This is a genomic window from Oceanobacter sp. ABM4_470 (assembly GCF_056158645.1).
In genome coordinates this window covers 2,320,818-2,335,887 of the sequence record NZ_JBSWTR010000001.1, presented here as the reverse complement: position 1 = coordinate 2,335,887, position 15,070 = coordinate 2,320,818, and the positions used below count along the sequence as shown (strand labels likewise).

Here is a 15,070-nt window from a genome sequence, read left to right as displayed (position 1 = left end):
GGTTTGCTGTCGTCGCTCGGGAGCTCTATAGCCCCTCAAACGCTGTCATAAACGGCCACAGGGTTAACCCCAGCACAATGGCAATGGCGACGGCCGCCAGCACAACATCGACAGGGCGTTCGCGGAATTTATCTGCGAAGCGGGTGGGGGCGGGCTCATGCTCTGCCAGTTGGGCCTGAATGTCGTCAATCAGAGCGCGAGCTTCGGGGTAATCGTCTTCGTTCACCAGCCAGATGGCCGCCACGGAAATGCCCCAACGACCGGCGTTGGTTTCGTAGCAGCTGATCTGGTGGTCATCCAGAATCTGGCGCACCGCGTTGGCTTCTTCTTCGGGAACCTGATGCAGGTTAAACAACAATTTGGCCATCAGTCGTCCAGCTCCGCCATAACATCGTTTTTGCGCTTGGGCCGTTGGGTCATGGTCATACCCGCAGCCATCACCAGCACGACCAAAGCAAACAGATAATGAGGGATCAAACCTGCGCGCATATAAGGTGTACTGCCGGTGCGGGTTTCAGCTCGGGCGGTCAGGGTGCCTTTGACTCCGGTCGGCACACGCTCAACGATTTGGCCACGATTGTCGACCAGTGCGGTAATGCCTGTGTTTGTGGCTCGTAGCAGGTAACGGCCGGTTTCCAAAGCACGCATTTGGGCCAGTCCCATGTGTTGCTTGGGCCCAAGGGAATCGCCAAACCAGGCATCGTTACTGATGGTGATCAGCAGGTCCGACTGCTGCGCCATGCGGCTGACCAGCTGTGGGTAGGCGATTTCGTAGCAAATGTAGCTGGCCACCTTATGCAGCTTGCCGTTGGCTTCAAATTCAATCAGTGGCTGATTGGCATCGCCGGCCAAAAAGCTCGACATTTCCAGATCCAGAAAGGGTATCGCACCGCGAATCCAGGCTTCAAACGGCACAAACTCACCAAACGGCACCAGCCGCTGTTTGTGGTACATACCATGACCCATGCCAGTGGCGATGACGCTGTTGTGATACTCGCCAGCCAGTGGGGAGTCCACCGGGTGACGGTAGGCAATACCGGTGATCACTGTCGCATCGTGGTGACGGGCTTCTTCGTTGAGCTCTTGCAGGTAGGGGAGGAAGCGATCGTACACCAGCGTCATGGCAGTCTCTGGCCAGACGATCAGATCGCTTTCCCACAGCTTGCGGGTTTGTTTGAAGTAGAGGTTAATGGTGGGACCGACCATCTCGGGTTTCCACTTCATGTTCTGGTTGATATTGCCCTGCACCGCGCTGACGATGACCTTGCCTGTTGGCTCGGTCCACGACTGCTGCTGTAACAGCAGCCCCATAGGCCACAGCAGCAAAGCAGTCAGGTAAACCGGTTTCTGGGTACGGAAGGCCTGAATCAGGGCGCTGACAGTAAGCACCAGAATGATGGAAATACCGTAGCTGCCAATAACGGGCGCCCAACCGGCCAGCCAGGTTTGCAAATGGGCATCGCCAGCAAACAACCATGGAAAGCCGGTGAACAGCCAGCTACGTACCCACTCCGACAGAAACCAGAACACCGGGATCAGTAACCACGGCATGATCTGTTTGCCATTGGGGTGTTTCAGTAGCGGGTAGATGGCAAATACCGCTGCTGGCACCAGCGCCAGCGTGGCAGCAAATAAACCGACCAGCAGAATTGCCAGTGGCATCGAGGTACCGCCATAGTCGTGCATGCTGACATACACCCAGGAGACACCGGCTGCGAATTGACCGAAGGAATACCACCATACGCGAGTAAAGGCCCGACGGGAGGTTTTCGGTTTCCACAGCAGTTGGCAGAACACGGCAATACTGACAAGCCCGAGAGGCCACCAGTACAGGGGTGCCAGAGCGAGGGGGAAGATAGCCCCTGCTGCCAGCAACGAAATTCGGGAAATCCAGACTTTCATGATTTCAGCGCTCGCAGAAGGGACTGACAAGGTCAGACCGGAGTAACTTCCAGCAAATTGATTTGACGGCTGGTGCCGTTAACGACCTTGAAGCGCCAGCTATCGATGCTGATGCTTTCATTGCATTCCGGCACCCGGCCGAAGTGGTGTACGACCACGCCGCCAATAGTGTCGAAGTCGCCGCTGTCCAGTTCCGACTGGAAGAACTCGTTGAAGTCGTCCAGTGGGGTCAGGGCTTTGACCATATAGATTTTGTCTTCCACTTCCTTGATCAGGCTTTCTTCCTCATCAAAGTCGTGTTCGTCCTCGATATCGCCGACGATTTGTTCCAGCACGTCTTCGATGGTCACCAGACCGGCAATGCCGCCGAACTCATCGACAACCACTGCCAGGTGGTTACGAGTGGCGCGGAACTCGCGCAGCAGCACGTTCAGACGTTTGCTTTCCGGTACAAAGGTGGTGGGACGCAGCAGGTCGCGCAGGTTGAACTCGGCACCTTGCTCCAGCAGCAGTGGTAGCAAATCCTTGGCCAGCATCACGCCGAGCACTTCGGATTCGTCTTCATCCAGCACGGGGAAACGGCTGTGAGCCGATTCGATAACCCGTGGCAGCAAGTCCTGCAAGGATTCATCGATCTGGATGGATACCACCTGTGAGCGCGGAACCATGATGTCCCGCACCTGCATTTCAGACACCTGTAAGGCGCCTTCCAGAATATTGAGTGTGTCGCTGTCGACGATGCTGCGTTCGGCAGCTTCGCGCACGATCATTTTGATATCCTGACGACTCTGTGGGTCGTCAGAGAACAGGTCAGTCAGCTTTTCCAGCCAACTTCGGGGCTGACCCGATCGGTCTTCGCTCATGGGGCCTCATCTAGATAAGGATCAGGATAACCAAGCTGAGCCAGGATTTGCCTTTCCAGGTCTTCCATGATTTCAGCTTCGTCGTCTTTTATATGGTCGTATCCCAGCAAATGCAAGCATCCGTGAACAACCATATGCGCCCAGTGTGCTTCTGCGGTTTTGGATTGTTCATCCGCTTCGCGTGCTACCACCTGGACGCAAATTACCAGATCGCCCAACAACGGAATGGGCACTTCTGGTGGGGCTTCAAACGGAAAGGACAACACATTGGTCGGTTTGTCCTTGCCGCGGTATTCGTGATTCAGCTCCTGACTTTCGGCTTCGTCGCACAGACGAATGGTCAGTTCTGGTTCGTCAAAGGGTGAACGATCCGCCAGTGCGGCGTTGGCCCATTGTTCAAACTGCTGCTCAGAGGGCAGGCCAGTAACACCTTCCAGCTCCTCGGCAATTTGCAGGTCCAGAAACAATTCCATCAGGCGTCTTCCTCGCTGTCTTTGTAGCGGGCACGGGCTTCGTCGGCTTTTTGTTTCTTTTCCTGTTCGACTTTTTCGTCGTGGCGGTCGTAGGCGTCAACAATGCGCTGAACCAGCGGGTGACGCACCACATCGCGGCTATCGAAGCGGGTGATGCCAATGCCTTCGACGTTCTCCAGTACTTCCAGACCATGACGCAGGCCAGAGTAGACGCCGCGTGGCAAGTCGACCTGACTCAAGTCGCCGGTAATCACCGCACGAGAACCAAAGCCGACACGGGTCAGAAACATTTTCATCTGTTCCTTGGTGGTGTTCTGGCTTTCATCCAGAATCACAAACGAGTGGCTGAGGGTACGACCACGCATGTAGGCCAGTGGAGCAACCTCGATGATGTTGCGTTCCATCAGCTTGCCAACCTGCTCGAAGCCCAGCATTTCGTAGAGGGCGTCGTACAGGGGGCGCAGGTATGGGTCGATCTTCTGGGCCAGATCGCCAGGCAGGAAGCCGAGTTTTTCACCCGCCTCAACCGCCGGACGTACCAGCAGGATGCGTTTAACTTCGTCGCGCATCAGTGCTTCAACGGCTGTGGCAACGGCCAGGAAGGTCTTACCGGTACCGGCTGGGCCAATACCAAAATTGATGTCGTATTTGCGCACCTGTTCGATGTATTCGCGCTGATGCTTGCCGCGTACCTTGACGTAGGTCTGCGGGGTTTTGATCAGCAAGGAATCCTCGCGGGCGACTTCGTTGGCAACCGCGTCGGCGGCCTGGCTGGCGTCGGCCTCGGCAGAGTCTTCATAATCGGACTGGTTCATCACGTCTTCGGATAGCAACAGGTGAATCAGGTCTGGTGTGATCGGTGTGCCGGAACCGGTTTCGAGGTACAGGCGTTCCAGCAGCTGGCTGACGCGTTGACCACGGTCGGCGTCGCCTTCAATGGTGAAGTGCGCGCCACGGTTATAAATGGTGAGGTCAAAGTGGGCAGCAATCTGTTTGATGTGGCTGTCCAGGTTGCCGCACAGGTTAGAGAGCCTGTGCGCTTCTTCCGGAATCAGTTCCAGCGTGATTACTGAGTTGTCGGCTTGTGATGCGGAATCAGTCAAGCAATGCTCCTGTCGGACAAGTATGGCTGGCGTTAAAAATCAGTACGCCAGCTCAGGATTCAGAACGATGCCGCGCAAACTGTTCGGGTAGGCGTCTTCGATCTTCACTTTAACGAATTTACCAATCAGGTCGTGGTCATGGTAGCGGAAGTTGACCACGCGATTGTTCTCGGTACGACCTTGCAGTTCACCCGGGTCTTTCCTGGATACACCGGTAACCAGAATGGTCTCTTCACGACCCACCATACGGCGGCTGATTTGCTGCGCGTTCTGGGTGATGCGGGTTTGCAGGATGTGCAAACGCTCTTTTTTCACCGATTCCGGGGTGTCGTCTTCCAGATCCGATGCCGGTGTGCCTGGGCGGGCGCTGTAAATAAAGCTGAACGAGGTGTCGAAACCAATGCGCTCGATCAGCTTCATGGTATCGAGGAAGTCTTCCTCGGTTTCACCCGGGAAGCCAATAATGAAGTCGGAGGAAATCGAAATATCCGGACGCAGGGCCTTCAGGCGCTCGATCTTGTCGATGTACATATCGATTTCGTGGCCGCGCTTCATCGCTGCCAGAATGCGGTTGGAGCCGGATTGCACAGGCAGGTGAATGTGCGATACCAGTTCCGGCACTTCGGCGTATACGTCGATCAGGCTGTCGCTGAACTCAACCGGGTGAGAGGTGGTGAAACGAATGCGGTCGATGCCTTCAATGTCCGCTACCTGAGTGATCAGTTCGGCCAGATCGGCTTCTTCATCACCATCGACGTCGCCACGGTAGGCGTTAACGTTTTGGCCCAGCAGGTTGACCTCGCGCACACCCTGGGCGGCGATGGCTTCCACTTCTTTCAGTACGTCGGCCATCGGGCGGCTGACTTCTTCACCACGGGTGTAAGGCACCACACAGAAGGTACAGTACTTGGAGCAGCCTTCCATGATGGAAACAAACGCCGTGCTGCCTTCCACTTTCGGGGCTGGCAGGTGATCGAACTTTTCGATCTCCGGGAAGGTAACGTCAACGATCTGAATGGCGTTGGCGGCCTTGTCGACCATGGTCGGCAAGCGGTGCAGGGTTTGTGGACCAAACACCATGTCGACGTGCGGCGCGCGCTTGATGATGGCATCACCTTCCTGGGAGGCCACACAGCCACCGACGCCGATTTTCAGGTTCGGGTTGGTGTCTTTCAGCTTTTTCCAGCGGCCCAGCTCGTGGAATACCTTCTCTTGCGCTTTTTCACGGATGGAGCAGGTATTCAGCAGGATGACGTCCGCTTCTTCGGGATTGTCGGTGAGCTGCATCTCATGGCTGGATTCCAGCATATCCGCCATACGAGATGAATCGTATTCATTCATCTGACAACCGTGGGTCTTGATAAACAGCTTCTTCGGTTGGGTAGGTGTGGCAGTGGTCATGGAGGTTAGCGTCTCCGGCATCGCGAAAATAAAAGGGGCGGCATTATACTGTGCGTATAGCGTACAGTCGATGGCGGCGTTGAATTGCACTGTTGCGGCTGTTTTATCAACCACTTCATCACCGAAAGGATGATTGTTCTATCGCTGTCTGCGTCACCGTGCAGAGCCTTGGTTTGGCCCCTGAAGCTCCGGATGCCGGGACCCCATCGCCGTTTTCTGCGCTCCAAGTCACTGTATTGGGAGGCTTGTCACCCACAGTACGTACTGCTATGTTCAGTTGAAAGCCGGTCATTTGAGGAGGAAAAGCAGTAACCGTTACAGGTATCGCATTATCCACCCACTCAGGGAGTAGCCTCATGAGCGCAGAAATGATGCCATTGTTCTGGCGTATTGCCGGACAAGAAAGCGATAACAACGGCCTGGAAGCCGTTAGTCTGTTAATGCCAGCCAACGCTGGTGAATCCCCCGCTGAATTTCCAACGGAAGTTCGGTTCAAATCCGATCGCGAATTAAAAGCCCCTGTCGACCTGCGTTGGTCCGATGAAGATTCTGACCTGTTTATGAATCTGTTGGACAGGGTGGTCGAAGTGGATCAGAGCGAAGACATTACCCTGGATATCAACGACGGCGTGGTGCAAGGCATTGTGCAGTTGGTTGCACTGGCGCGTTTCAAGGCACCCAAGCGTTTTGAGGATTATCTGGGAGCTGATCTGAATGTCTATCGGGAGGAAACAGAAATTGGTGATCTGGTATCGCTGCACACGCAGTACGGCTTTATTCTGGCAATTGTGATTGCCATGGATTCAATCGATGCCACTTGTGTGCTGCTGGAGCCTCTGGTGAACGAGATGGGCCACACGGTCTGTGCTGAAAATACCCTGTGCGCGGTTGAGCGCGTTTCCCTTCTACCTGGACACTTCGCCGACTCCGATCTGGGGCAGGACGAAGTTCGCCACTAACCCTGGCTAGCCGTAGTTCTGGCAAGCAGCAAGATTACTTGCTGTTTGCCAGGCGGTTACGCTTCTGCTTCAGAACAACCTGAGTCAGCGCATTGAAAAAGTTGGTCTGACGATTGGCAGCAACGGCGGCTTTCGGGCTTTTGGCTGCTTTGGCTTGTTGTGGCTGAACATTGGTCTTTGCGACTGGTTCTTGAGTAGAGAGCATGGTGTTTTCCTCTGTTTCTGGTGAAAGAACGTTCATTCCTGCGGTCCTCGGTAAGTGCGCCCTAGCGCTTGATTGCATCCCAGCAAAGGCCTATTACGTCGTCGACCGAGCAGGAGCCACATGGAAACTTGTTTGGGAATTGCTGTTGCTTCTTGGCCATCAGCGACAAGGTTCCGTAAGTAACTGTGTTCAATAACGGGTTGGGAAGTTCCTTGAAAATTCCCTGTTGTTTTCCCTCATCAAGCAATTTGCCAATCAGGTTTTGTAATTCGCTTAATGACGCCTCCTTGTGTTCCTGTGGAATCGAAGGCGTTGCCAGCAGTTGGTCCATCAGACCGCGCTGGCAGGGGTTGTTCAGAATGAAGCAGTAGTAGTTGCCCCATATCTTCTCGAATCTAACCCGCAGTGGGGCGGACTCGTCGTACCCCTCTGCACATGCTTTGGTGAGGGTTTCAATCAGATCATCAAATAACGCCGCCACCAGATCCTGCTTGGTTTCGAAGTAACGGTAGATGGTCCCGGCTCCACATTTGGCCCGCGCCGAAATTTTCGACATGGGACAGGCCTGGAGGCCGTACTCGTTAATCATCTCTGCTGTTGCTTCGAGAATTTGTTGGCGTTTATCGATCATCTTATTGTTAGGTCTGTGACTGAATGTTCATTCTCCCAGTCGGGGGCTTGGTTATCAATGGGACATTAATACGCTTTTATAGTCAGATTGTTCCGAATAAATGTCATATTGACGATATTTTTACGAAAATGGCTATTTGTGGTCTATATATGGTCTATTAGTGGTGTTGATAGTTAGTGGGATGCTTTCTGAAAGCTTTTCACTATGACAAGTAGAGAGGCGTTTCGTTATGTCGTGTTGGAATGATACAGGACTCAATTTTTCAGATTGTTAACTTTTAGTCGTAGACAGTGAATGAATATTCAGTACCACATTACGTCGTGCCAATGATCCTTGTTGAACGGGGAGGTTGCTCCTGGATGGGCGGAGGGTGATTGGAATTGTGTCGATAGGATGAGAGAGGGATTGGGTGGTTGGGTTGAGCGAGGGTAATAGAGTCTGCGGCACCTGCACGATAAAGAGCAAGCACCGCAGTGGTCAGTATTAAACGTTGAAGCGGAAGTGGATCACGTCGCCATCTTTAACGATGTATTCCTTGCCTTCCAGACGCCATTTACCTGCTTCCTTGGCACCGGATTCACCCTTGTAGCTGATGAAATCGTCATAGCCCACCACTTCGGCACGAATGAAACCGCGCTCGAAATCGGTGTGAATAGCGGCAGCTGCGCGAGGAGCGGTCGCACCAATCTTGGTGGTCCAGGCACGCACTTCCTTTACGCCAGCGGTGAAGTAGGTTTGCAGGCCCAGCAGGGTATAACCGGCACGGATAACACGATCCAGGCCTGGCTCTTCCATACCCAGCTCTTCCAGGAATTCCATTTTCTCGTCGTCTTCCAGCTCGGCAACTTCGGCTTCGATCTTATTGCACACAACCACAACCACAGCGCCTTCGGATTCAGCGATCTCGCGTACCACATCCAGGTGTGGGTTGTTCTCGAAACCGTCTTCCGCCACGTTGGCAATGTACATGGTTGGCTTGGTGGTCAGCAGGTGGAAGGTGCGAGCCAGTTTTTGCTCGTCATCGTTCATGTCCAGCATGCGCGCGGTTTTACCGTCCTCGAAGTGAGGAATCAGTTTTTCCAGCAGGGCTTTCTGGGCAATGGCGGTTTTGTCGCCACCTTTGGCGGTACGGGTTACACGTTGCAGCTGCTTTTCGCAGGATTCCATGTCGGCCAGTACCAGCTCGGTGTTGATGATGTCGATGTCATCGGCTGGAGATACGCGGTTGGCCACGTGGATAACGTTCGGGTCTTCGAAGCAGCGTACAACGTGGGCAATGGCATCGGTTTCGCGAATGTTGGCCAGGAACTGGTTGCCCAGACCTTCACCGCGGGAGGCACCTTCAACCAGACCGGCGATATCAACAAACTCCATGGTGGTTGGCACCACTTTCTCCGGTTTGACGATTTCGGCTAACTCGTTCAGACGGCTGTCTGGCATGGATACCATGCCGGAGTTTGGTTCGATGGTACAGAATGGGAAGTTCTCTGCGTCGATGCCCGCTTTGGTCAGTGCGTTGAACAGAGTGGATTTACCGACGTTGGGCAGACCAACGATGCCGCATTTAAAGCCCATGAGAGAGTCCTGTATCAGATCAGAAAATGGAAAGCGGGTATTTTACCCTTTAAATGTATGAAGTCGATTCATGGCTTTTGCCATGTCGCCGGCCAGGGCAAATGGAATTACCCGGCAGGCCTCGTCGATGGCCGCTGTGATTGCTTGTTGCTCGGCAATCGGCGCACGTCCAAGCACATGACCGGTGACCAGGGACTTGTCGCCAGGGTGGCCAATACCAATGCGCAGGCGATGAAAATCCTTGTTGTTGCCCAGTTGGGCAATGATGTCACGCAGGCCATTTTGGCCGCCGTGGCCGCCACCTTTCTTGAAGCGGGCGACACCCGGTAGCATATCCAGTTCGTCGTGTGCGACGAGGATGTTTTCCGGTTTCAGCTTGAAGAAGTTAGCCAATGCTGCAACCGATTGGCCGCTTTTGTTCATGAAGGTTGAAGGCTTCAGTAGCCAGACTTCATGTCCGTCGATTCGGCCTTTACCGGCCAAGCCGTGATATTTTTTGTCGGCACTCAGGCGAATGCCATGAATGCGTGCCAGTTCGTCAATCAGCCAGAAACCGGCATTGTGGCGAGTGTTTTCGTACTCGGAGCCAGGGTTGCCCAGTCCCACAATGAGTTGAATGTGCTGAGTCATGCAGACCTCTTTAGCTTGGCGATGTTGTCGTTATGGCGTTTGTGGTGCAGTTGGAGTGTCAGCTGCAGGGACAGGACATCCGTCTAAAAAAAAAGCGGAGTAACCGCATCTGGCATACCAGATGAAGCCACTCCGCTTTCCGATGCTTTCAGCAAGCGGGCGAAATTATTCGCCAGCTTCTTCTTCAGCTTCGTCTTCGCTACCGCCTTTCTGAGCCAGAACGGAAACAACAGCAGTGTCGTGTTCTGCGCCGTGAGACAGAGCCAGGGACTCAACGCCTTCTGGCAGTTTCAGGTCAGTCAGGTGGATAACGGTGCCAACTTCAACGGCAGCCAGATCAACTTCGATGAATTCTGGCAGGTTTTCAGCAGTGGTCACGATGTCCAGGCTGGTCAGCTGGTGGGCGATTTTACCGCCGCCAACTTTAACGCCTACGCAGCTTTCTTCGTTGATGAAGTGCAGAGGAACGGTAGCCTTGATCTTGGAATCAGCAGTTACACGCAGGAAGTCGGCGTGCCATACCATGTCTTTGGCTGGGTGACGCTGCAGATCTTTCAGGATTGCAGTTTCAGTTTTGCCTTCGATGTCCAGAGTGATAACGCTGCTGTAGAACGCTTCGTTTTCCAGCAGTTTTTTCAGTTCGTTAGCCTTCAGAGTGATGGCTACTGGCGCAGCTTCGCCACCGTAAACGATAGCTGGAACGCCGTTGTTGTGACGCAGGCGGCGGCTCGCACCCTTACCCTGATCTTCACGAACAACTGCAGATACTGTGAAATCTGACATTATAAATACCTCATTATTGATAGAAAAAACCGCCGGGGCTTGCGACCAGCCCGGGCGGCTTGTGCTGCCTGTTGTTCAAGCAGCGTCAGTGCCTGTTGTTAATCCGGAGATTAACGGAACATGGCGCTGATGGATTCTTCGTTGTTAACGCGGCGTACGGCTTCAGCCAACAGGCCAGCAATGGTCAGCTGACGGATGGTGCCGGTAGCACGAGCAGCTTCGGACAGAGGAATGGTGTCGGTAACAACCAGCTCGTCCAGTTCAGTGTTGCTCAGGCGTTCAACAGCGGGGCCGGATAGTACAGGATGTGTACAGTAGGCGACAACTTTTTCTGCACCGAATTCTTTCAGTGCCTTGGCTGCGTGGCAAAGGGTGCCAGCGGTGTCGACCATGTCATCAACCAGTACACAGGTACGGCCTTTTACGTCACCGATGATGTTCATAACTTCAGCAACGTTGGCTTTTGGACGACGCTTGTCGATGATCGCCAGATCCACGCCCATCTGCTTGGCAATAGCACGAGCACGTACCACACCACCGATGTCCGGGGATACCACAATCAGGTTTTCGTAGTTTTGACGCTCGAGGTCGTCCAGCAGAACCGGGGAGCCGTATACGTTATCAACCGGGATGTCGAAGAAGCCCTGGATCTGGTCAGCGTGCAGGTCGACGGTCAGCAGGCGGTCGATACCAGCACCAGCCATCATGTCAGCAACAGCGCGGGCAGAAATAGGCACACGAGCAGAGCGAGGACGACGGTCCTGACGGGCATAACCGAAGTAAGGAACCACTGCGGTGATACGGCCAGCAGAGGCGCGACGCAGGCCGTCAGCCATCAGGATCAGTTCCATCAGGTTGTCGTTGGTCGGAGCGCAGGTTGGCTGGATGATGAAAACGTCTTTACCACGAACGTTTTCGTCGATCTCGATGGTGATTTCACCATCGCTGAATTTGCCTACTTGGGCGTTACCCAGGGGAATGTCCAGACGTTCAGCCAGCAGACGGGCCAGTTCCGGGTTAGCATTACCGGTAAATACCATCAATTTAGACACGAAAGTCCCCTTTGATACGGTTAGTCAGCGATGGGAAAAAAAGAGTTGGCTGAGGTGGCAGGACTCGAACCTGCGAATGACGGGATCAAAACCCGTTGCCTTACCACTTGGCGACACCCCAACATCAAGATGCACTGAATAATAGCGTATGGGCGGGAGATTGGTTAACTCCACGAGCCACAAAGGCGCGATATTCGGTGTTAATTTGCTCGAAAGCCGAGAAAGCTTCAGATTCGGTGTCGAAGCTGGCGAATACACAAGCTCCGGTTCCGGTCATCTGGGCAGGGGCAAATTTGGCGAGGGTTTTCAAAGCGTTATCTACATCGGGGTAGAGCTTCTGAACCACGGCCTGACAGTCATTTCTGCCGCCCTGCTCAAGCGCGGTGCGAATACTAATTGCGGGTGTGTTCCTTGTCAAATCCTTATGCTGAAAAATTTCAGCGGTATTGGCATGAACATTTGGATGGACAACCACAAACCAGCGTTCGGCCAGTTCTGGTACCGGAGTCAGCTGCTCACCCACGCCTTCCGCAAAAGCGGCATAGCCATGTACAAACACAGGGACATCGGCGCCCAGTGCCAGGCCAATATCCGCCAGTTCATCCAGATTCAGACCAACCTGCCAGAGGCTGTTCAAAGCCAGTAGGGTGGTGGCTGCGTCTGAGCTGCCGCCGCCAAGGCCGCCGCCCATAGGCAGGATTTTGGTCAGCTCAATGTCTACACCGCCCAATGCTTGCCCTAACGTACGCTGAGCTTGCTGGATGCAGCGGGCGGCCTTGACGATCAGGTTGTCTTCGCTGGCAACGCCGTCAATGGATGGCGTCAGGGTGATCTGGTCGTCGCAGCGGGCGCTGAACGTCAGCTGGTCGCCGTAATCGAGAAACTGAAACAGTGTCTGTAGCTCGTGGTAACCGTTAGCCCGGCGTCCGGTGATGTGCAACATCAGGTTGAGCTTGGCCGGTGCCGGCAGTGTCAGGGAAGTCACAGCAGTTGTCTCAGTCATACAGGGTCCAGTCATTGATCGCTACGGTCAGCTGGTAATCATACCCTTTCAATTTAATCAGTCCCGGCAGCCAGCTGCCTTGATATTGCTGATAGCGTTTGAAGGTGATGCTCCAGCCGTCCTGTTGCAGTGACGCCAGCATGCCGTATTCATCGTATTCGGCCTGGGACTCAGAGCTGGGAGACGGTTGGCCCTTGATCCAGTAACGAATGCCCTGAACCGGTATGTACCAGCCCATTTGCTCAGCCATTAATTGTTCGGCGGAGGCGGCGGTCAATGGCTCTTGTTGATCCGGCAGGGTCAACGAGGCCTGGTTTTGGTCGCCGTAGAGTCGGCTGGAACCTTGACCCAGAGGGCCGGTAATAAACAGGTCGTATTGCTGGTGATCCTGTTCCCAGCGTAAATAGCCGGTTACCGAGTCGTCCGGGCTGCGCACGGAGATCTTGCCGCGCACTTCAAAGTGCTGGATGCGATCCAGCTGGCTTTGTTGCTCGGTACTGGAAGAAGGCAGCAGGCTGCAGCTGGCCAACAGTGCACTCAGTAGCACTGTTAGCAAGGGCGTAACAAAGGTTTTCATCAGAGTTGGTCTTTCTTCAGTCCATGGCGCTTGAGAGTGTCGTCGAGAATCTGGCTGTTGGGGTTTTCTTTATAGCCTTGCAGCCATACCTGATTGGCGGCACCGGTTTTGCCCAGCATCCACAGGGCCTCGCCGTAATGAGCGGCAATTTCGTCATCCAGCAACAGCTGATGTGCGCGGCCAAGCAACACCGCAGCAGATTCGTAGTCACCCAGCTTGAAGTAAGCCCAGCCCAAACTGTCGATGATGGGTGCGCTTTCCGGATTCAGGCTGGCGGCTTTTTGCAGCATCGGCAGTGCTTCTTCCGCTCGGTCCAGACGGTCGACCAAGGTGTAGCCCAGTGCATTCAATGCTTCGGAATTCTCTGGCTCAAGCTCGATCACACGGCGCAAGTCGACTTCCATCTGCTCAAGATCTTGCAGCTTTTCCCAAACCAGTGCGCGGGAGAACAGCAGTGAGGCGTTGTCCGGAGCCTTGTCGAGCAGCAGATTAAAGCGCTCCAGAGCACCGTCGTACTGGCGATAATCCAGCAGTAGATTGGCTTCAAGGGCCATTAACTCATCGGCACGGGCAGCGTTCAGCTTGCGCAGTTTCTTCAGATAGATGATGCCGCTGTCGAGGCCATTGGTCTGGATAATAATGTTGGCCGCATTCAGCTGTGCCGGAATGAACTCGCGACCCTTGGTGATCTGGATAAAGTACTCCAGTGCCTGTTGGGGATTACCGGTTTGTTCTTCCAGCCGACCAAGGTAAAACAGCGCCTGATTGCGGTGGCTGTTGCCGTCCAGCAGCAGTCTCAGGTGGCTGCGGGCAGCATCAATGCGTTGGGTGTCGAACTCCAGCAAACCCAGCGACAACAGCAGGGTCTGGTCTTCCGGATACTGCTGATGCAGCTCGGCAAAGGCGCGGTAGGCATGGTCTGAAAATTTGGGGCCCATATTCAGTAACAGGCGGGCACGCATGACTTGCAGGCCCTTATGGCCTGGGTGCTGTTCCAGCGTGTGGTTGATCCAGTCGAGGGCTTCCGCCGTGCGGTTGGACTCTGCCAGCATACGGGCCTTGAACACGGCGGCGCTGATTTGTTGTGGATCAATGCTCAGTGCCTGATCAAATTGCTGCTCGGCGATGCCATCCAGTCCCAGGCTTTGGTTCAGAATCGCCAGTGCAGTCCAGAGGGACGGGTTGTCGGGGTCTTGCTGGCTGCGTTCCATCAACAGCGACTGCAATTCGTAGCGGCTGTCTTCGGAGCTGTTGGCAGCTGCCGTGGCCAGCAGTTCATAGTGATCATTACCGGTCAGCTCATGGATGCGATTCAGATGCTCCAGGGCGTTGGCAAACTCCTGCTTGGCCAGATACAGCTGTGCCAGATGCCAGTGGGCCTGTTCGTTGTCAGGCTCGGCCTGGGTCCACAGCTGGGCAGCCTTGAGCGCCGCGTTGGTGTCCCCTGTGTATTGGGCAATTTGCATGGCGCGCATGGCAATGGTGCCGGAACCGGCGCTGGCGGCCACTTCCATATACTTCTGACGGGCCAGGTTAAAATCTTCCCGCTGGCCGGCAAACTCGGCGATCAGCAGGGCGTTCAATTCGTCTTCGGTGAATTGCCCGGCAACCGCCTTGGGTTGGCTGTTGGCGGTATCTGCGTCTGTTGTATCGTTTGTCGTGTCGATGGCGGAGTTGGCTGATGCAGTTTCAACCGCGGATTGGCCATTGGACACGACTGAAGAAGCGTCGGCGGTTTGAACCTGCTGACTGCTACAGGCCGACAGCGCCATGCCCAGCATCAAGGTGGTGATGCCTGCAAATGTGGTGGATAAGCTTGAATTGAACACTCTGTTTATACCGGCTCGTTATGGCTGAAGGCTCTATGAGTACTGAAGTGGCCATAAAGTTTTGCGTACATTTAGGGTTAGATG

General features: G+C 54.5%; 16 protein-coding genes and 1 tRNA gene. 1 reads left to right on the top strand and 16 read right to left on the bottom strand.

The annotated features are described in order from the left end of the window. Positions 1-25: 25 nt before the first annotated feature. Genes ACXADJ_RS10220 through miaB form a run of 6 tightly spaced genes read right to left on the bottom strand, consistent with a single transcriptional unit; the run spans position 26 to position 5,742 of the window. On the bottom strand, positions 26-367 hold the full coding sequence (locus ACXADJ_RS10220) for a DUF6164 family protein (RefSeq protein WP_475065406.1): 342 nt from the start codon (positions 365-367) through the stop codon (positions 26-28). Next, positions 367-1,902: an apolipoprotein N-acyltransferase gene (gene lnt / locus ACXADJ_RS10215; protein ID WP_475065403.1), complete on the bottom strand. Its 1,536-nt coding sequence runs from the start codon at positions 1,900-1,902 to the stop codon at positions 367-369. The genes ACXADJ_RS10220 and lnt overlap by 1 nt, the downstream gene beginning before the upstream one ends. A 32-nt stretch (positions 1,903-1,934) precedes the next feature. Then, on the bottom strand, positions 1,935-2,765 hold the full coding sequence (locus tag ACXADJ_RS10210) for an HlyC/CorC family transporter (RefSeq protein WP_028294713.1): 831 nt from the start codon (positions 2,763-2,765) through the stop codon (positions 1,935-1,937). Then, positions 2,762-3,238 (bottom strand): rRNA maturation RNase YbeY, encoded by a 477-nt coding sequence (gene ybeY, locus ACXADJ_RS10205; protein ID WP_475065399.1) that lies wholly within the window; start codon positions 3,236-3,238, stop codon positions 2,762-2,764. The genes ACXADJ_RS10210 and ybeY overlap by 4 nt, the downstream gene beginning before the upstream one ends. After that, on the bottom strand, positions 3,238-4,341 hold the full coding sequence (locus tag ACXADJ_RS10200; RefSeq protein WP_475065397.1) for a PhoH family protein: 1,104 nt from the start codon (positions 4,339-4,341) through the stop codon (positions 3,238-3,240). The genes ybeY and ACXADJ_RS10200 overlap by 1 nt, the downstream gene beginning before the upstream one ends. Positions 4,342-4,380: 39 nt before the next feature. After that, positions 4,381-5,742: a tRNA (N6-isopentenyl adenosine(37)-C2)-methylthiotransferase MiaB gene (miaB, locus tag ACXADJ_RS10195; protein ID WP_028294716.1), complete on the bottom strand. Its 1,362-nt coding sequence runs from the start codon at positions 5,740-5,742 to the stop codon at positions 4,381-4,383. 356 nt (positions 5,743-6,098) lie between these two features. Between miaB and ACXADJ_RS10190 the strand changes: the two genes are divergently transcribed. Next, positions 6,099-6,701: a hypothetical protein gene (locus ACXADJ_RS10190; RefSeq protein WP_475065390.1), complete on the top strand. Its 603-nt coding sequence runs from the start codon at positions 6,099-6,101 to the stop codon at positions 6,699-6,701. A gap of 34 nt (positions 6,702-6,735) precedes the next feature. On the opposite strand, the gene ACXADJ_RS10185 is transcribed toward ACXADJ_RS10190, so the two are convergent. The 10 genes from ACXADJ_RS10185 to ACXADJ_RS10140 form a co-directional block, all read right to left on the bottom strand. Next, the gene (locus ACXADJ_RS10185) at positions 6,736-6,906 is read right to left on the bottom strand and encodes a hypothetical protein (protein WP_475065387.1); all 171 of its coding nucleotides are present in this window, start codon (positions 6,904-6,906) and stop codon (positions 6,736-6,738) included. A 61-nt stretch (positions 6,907-6,967) separates the two neighbouring features. After that, positions 6,968-7,537, bottom strand: coding sequence for a TetR/AcrR family transcriptional regulator (locus ACXADJ_RS10180; protein ID WP_028294719.1), 570 nt, complete (start codon positions 7,535-7,537; stop codon positions 6,968-6,970). A 483-nt stretch (positions 7,538-8,020) separates the two neighbouring features. After that, the gene (ychF, locus tag ACXADJ_RS10175; RefSeq protein WP_028294720.1) at positions 8,021-9,112 is read right to left on the bottom strand and encodes a redox-regulated ATPase YchF; all 1,092 of its coding nucleotides are present in this window, start codon (positions 9,110-9,112) and stop codon (positions 8,021-8,023) included. 42 nt (positions 9,113-9,154) lie between these two features. After that, on the bottom strand, positions 9,155-9,742 hold the full coding sequence (gene pth / locus ACXADJ_RS10170; RefSeq protein WP_475065384.1) for an aminoacyl-tRNA hydrolase: 588 nt from the start codon (positions 9,740-9,742) through the stop codon (positions 9,155-9,157). 165 nt (positions 9,743-9,907) lie between these two features. Continuing rightward, positions 9,908-10,525 carry a 50S ribosomal protein L25/general stress protein Ctc gene (locus ACXADJ_RS10165; protein WP_475065380.1) on the bottom strand — a complete coding sequence of 206 codons (618 nt, stop codon included), beginning with the start codon at positions 10,523-10,525 and terminating at the stop codon, positions 9,908-9,910. 110 nt (positions 10,526-10,635) lie between these two features. Beyond that, the gene (locus ACXADJ_RS10160) at positions 10,636-11,577 is read right to left on the bottom strand and encodes a ribose-phosphate pyrophosphokinase (RefSeq protein WP_028294723.1); all 942 of its coding nucleotides are present in this window, start codon (positions 11,575-11,577) and stop codon (positions 10,636-10,638) included. A 46-nt stretch (positions 11,578-11,623) separates the two neighbouring features. Beyond that, positions 11,624-11,698, bottom strand: a tRNA-Gln gene (locus ACXADJ_RS10155). Positions 11,699-11,701: 3 nt separating this feature from the next. Continuing rightward, a complete protein-coding gene (gene ispE, locus ACXADJ_RS10150; protein WP_475065378.1) occupies positions 11,702-12,580 on the bottom strand; it encodes a 4-(cytidine 5'-diphospho)-2-C-methyl-D-erythritol kinase in 879 nt (292 codons plus the stop codon). Then, positions 12,573-13,157, bottom strand: coding sequence for a lipoprotein insertase outer membrane protein LolB (gene lolB / locus ACXADJ_RS10145; RefSeq protein ID WP_051219563.1), 585 nt, complete (start codon positions 13,155-13,157; stop codon positions 12,573-12,575). Before lolB ends, ispE begins: the two co-directional genes overlap by 8 nt. Continuing rightward, positions 13,157-14,986 carry a tetratricopeptide repeat protein gene (locus ACXADJ_RS10140; protein ID WP_475065374.1) on the bottom strand — a complete coding sequence of 610 codons (1,830 nt, stop codon included), beginning with the start codon at positions 14,984-14,986 and terminating at the stop codon, positions 13,157-13,159. The genes lolB and ACXADJ_RS10140 overlap by 1 nt, the downstream gene beginning before the upstream one ends. Positions 14,987-15,070: the final 84 nt, after the last annotated feature.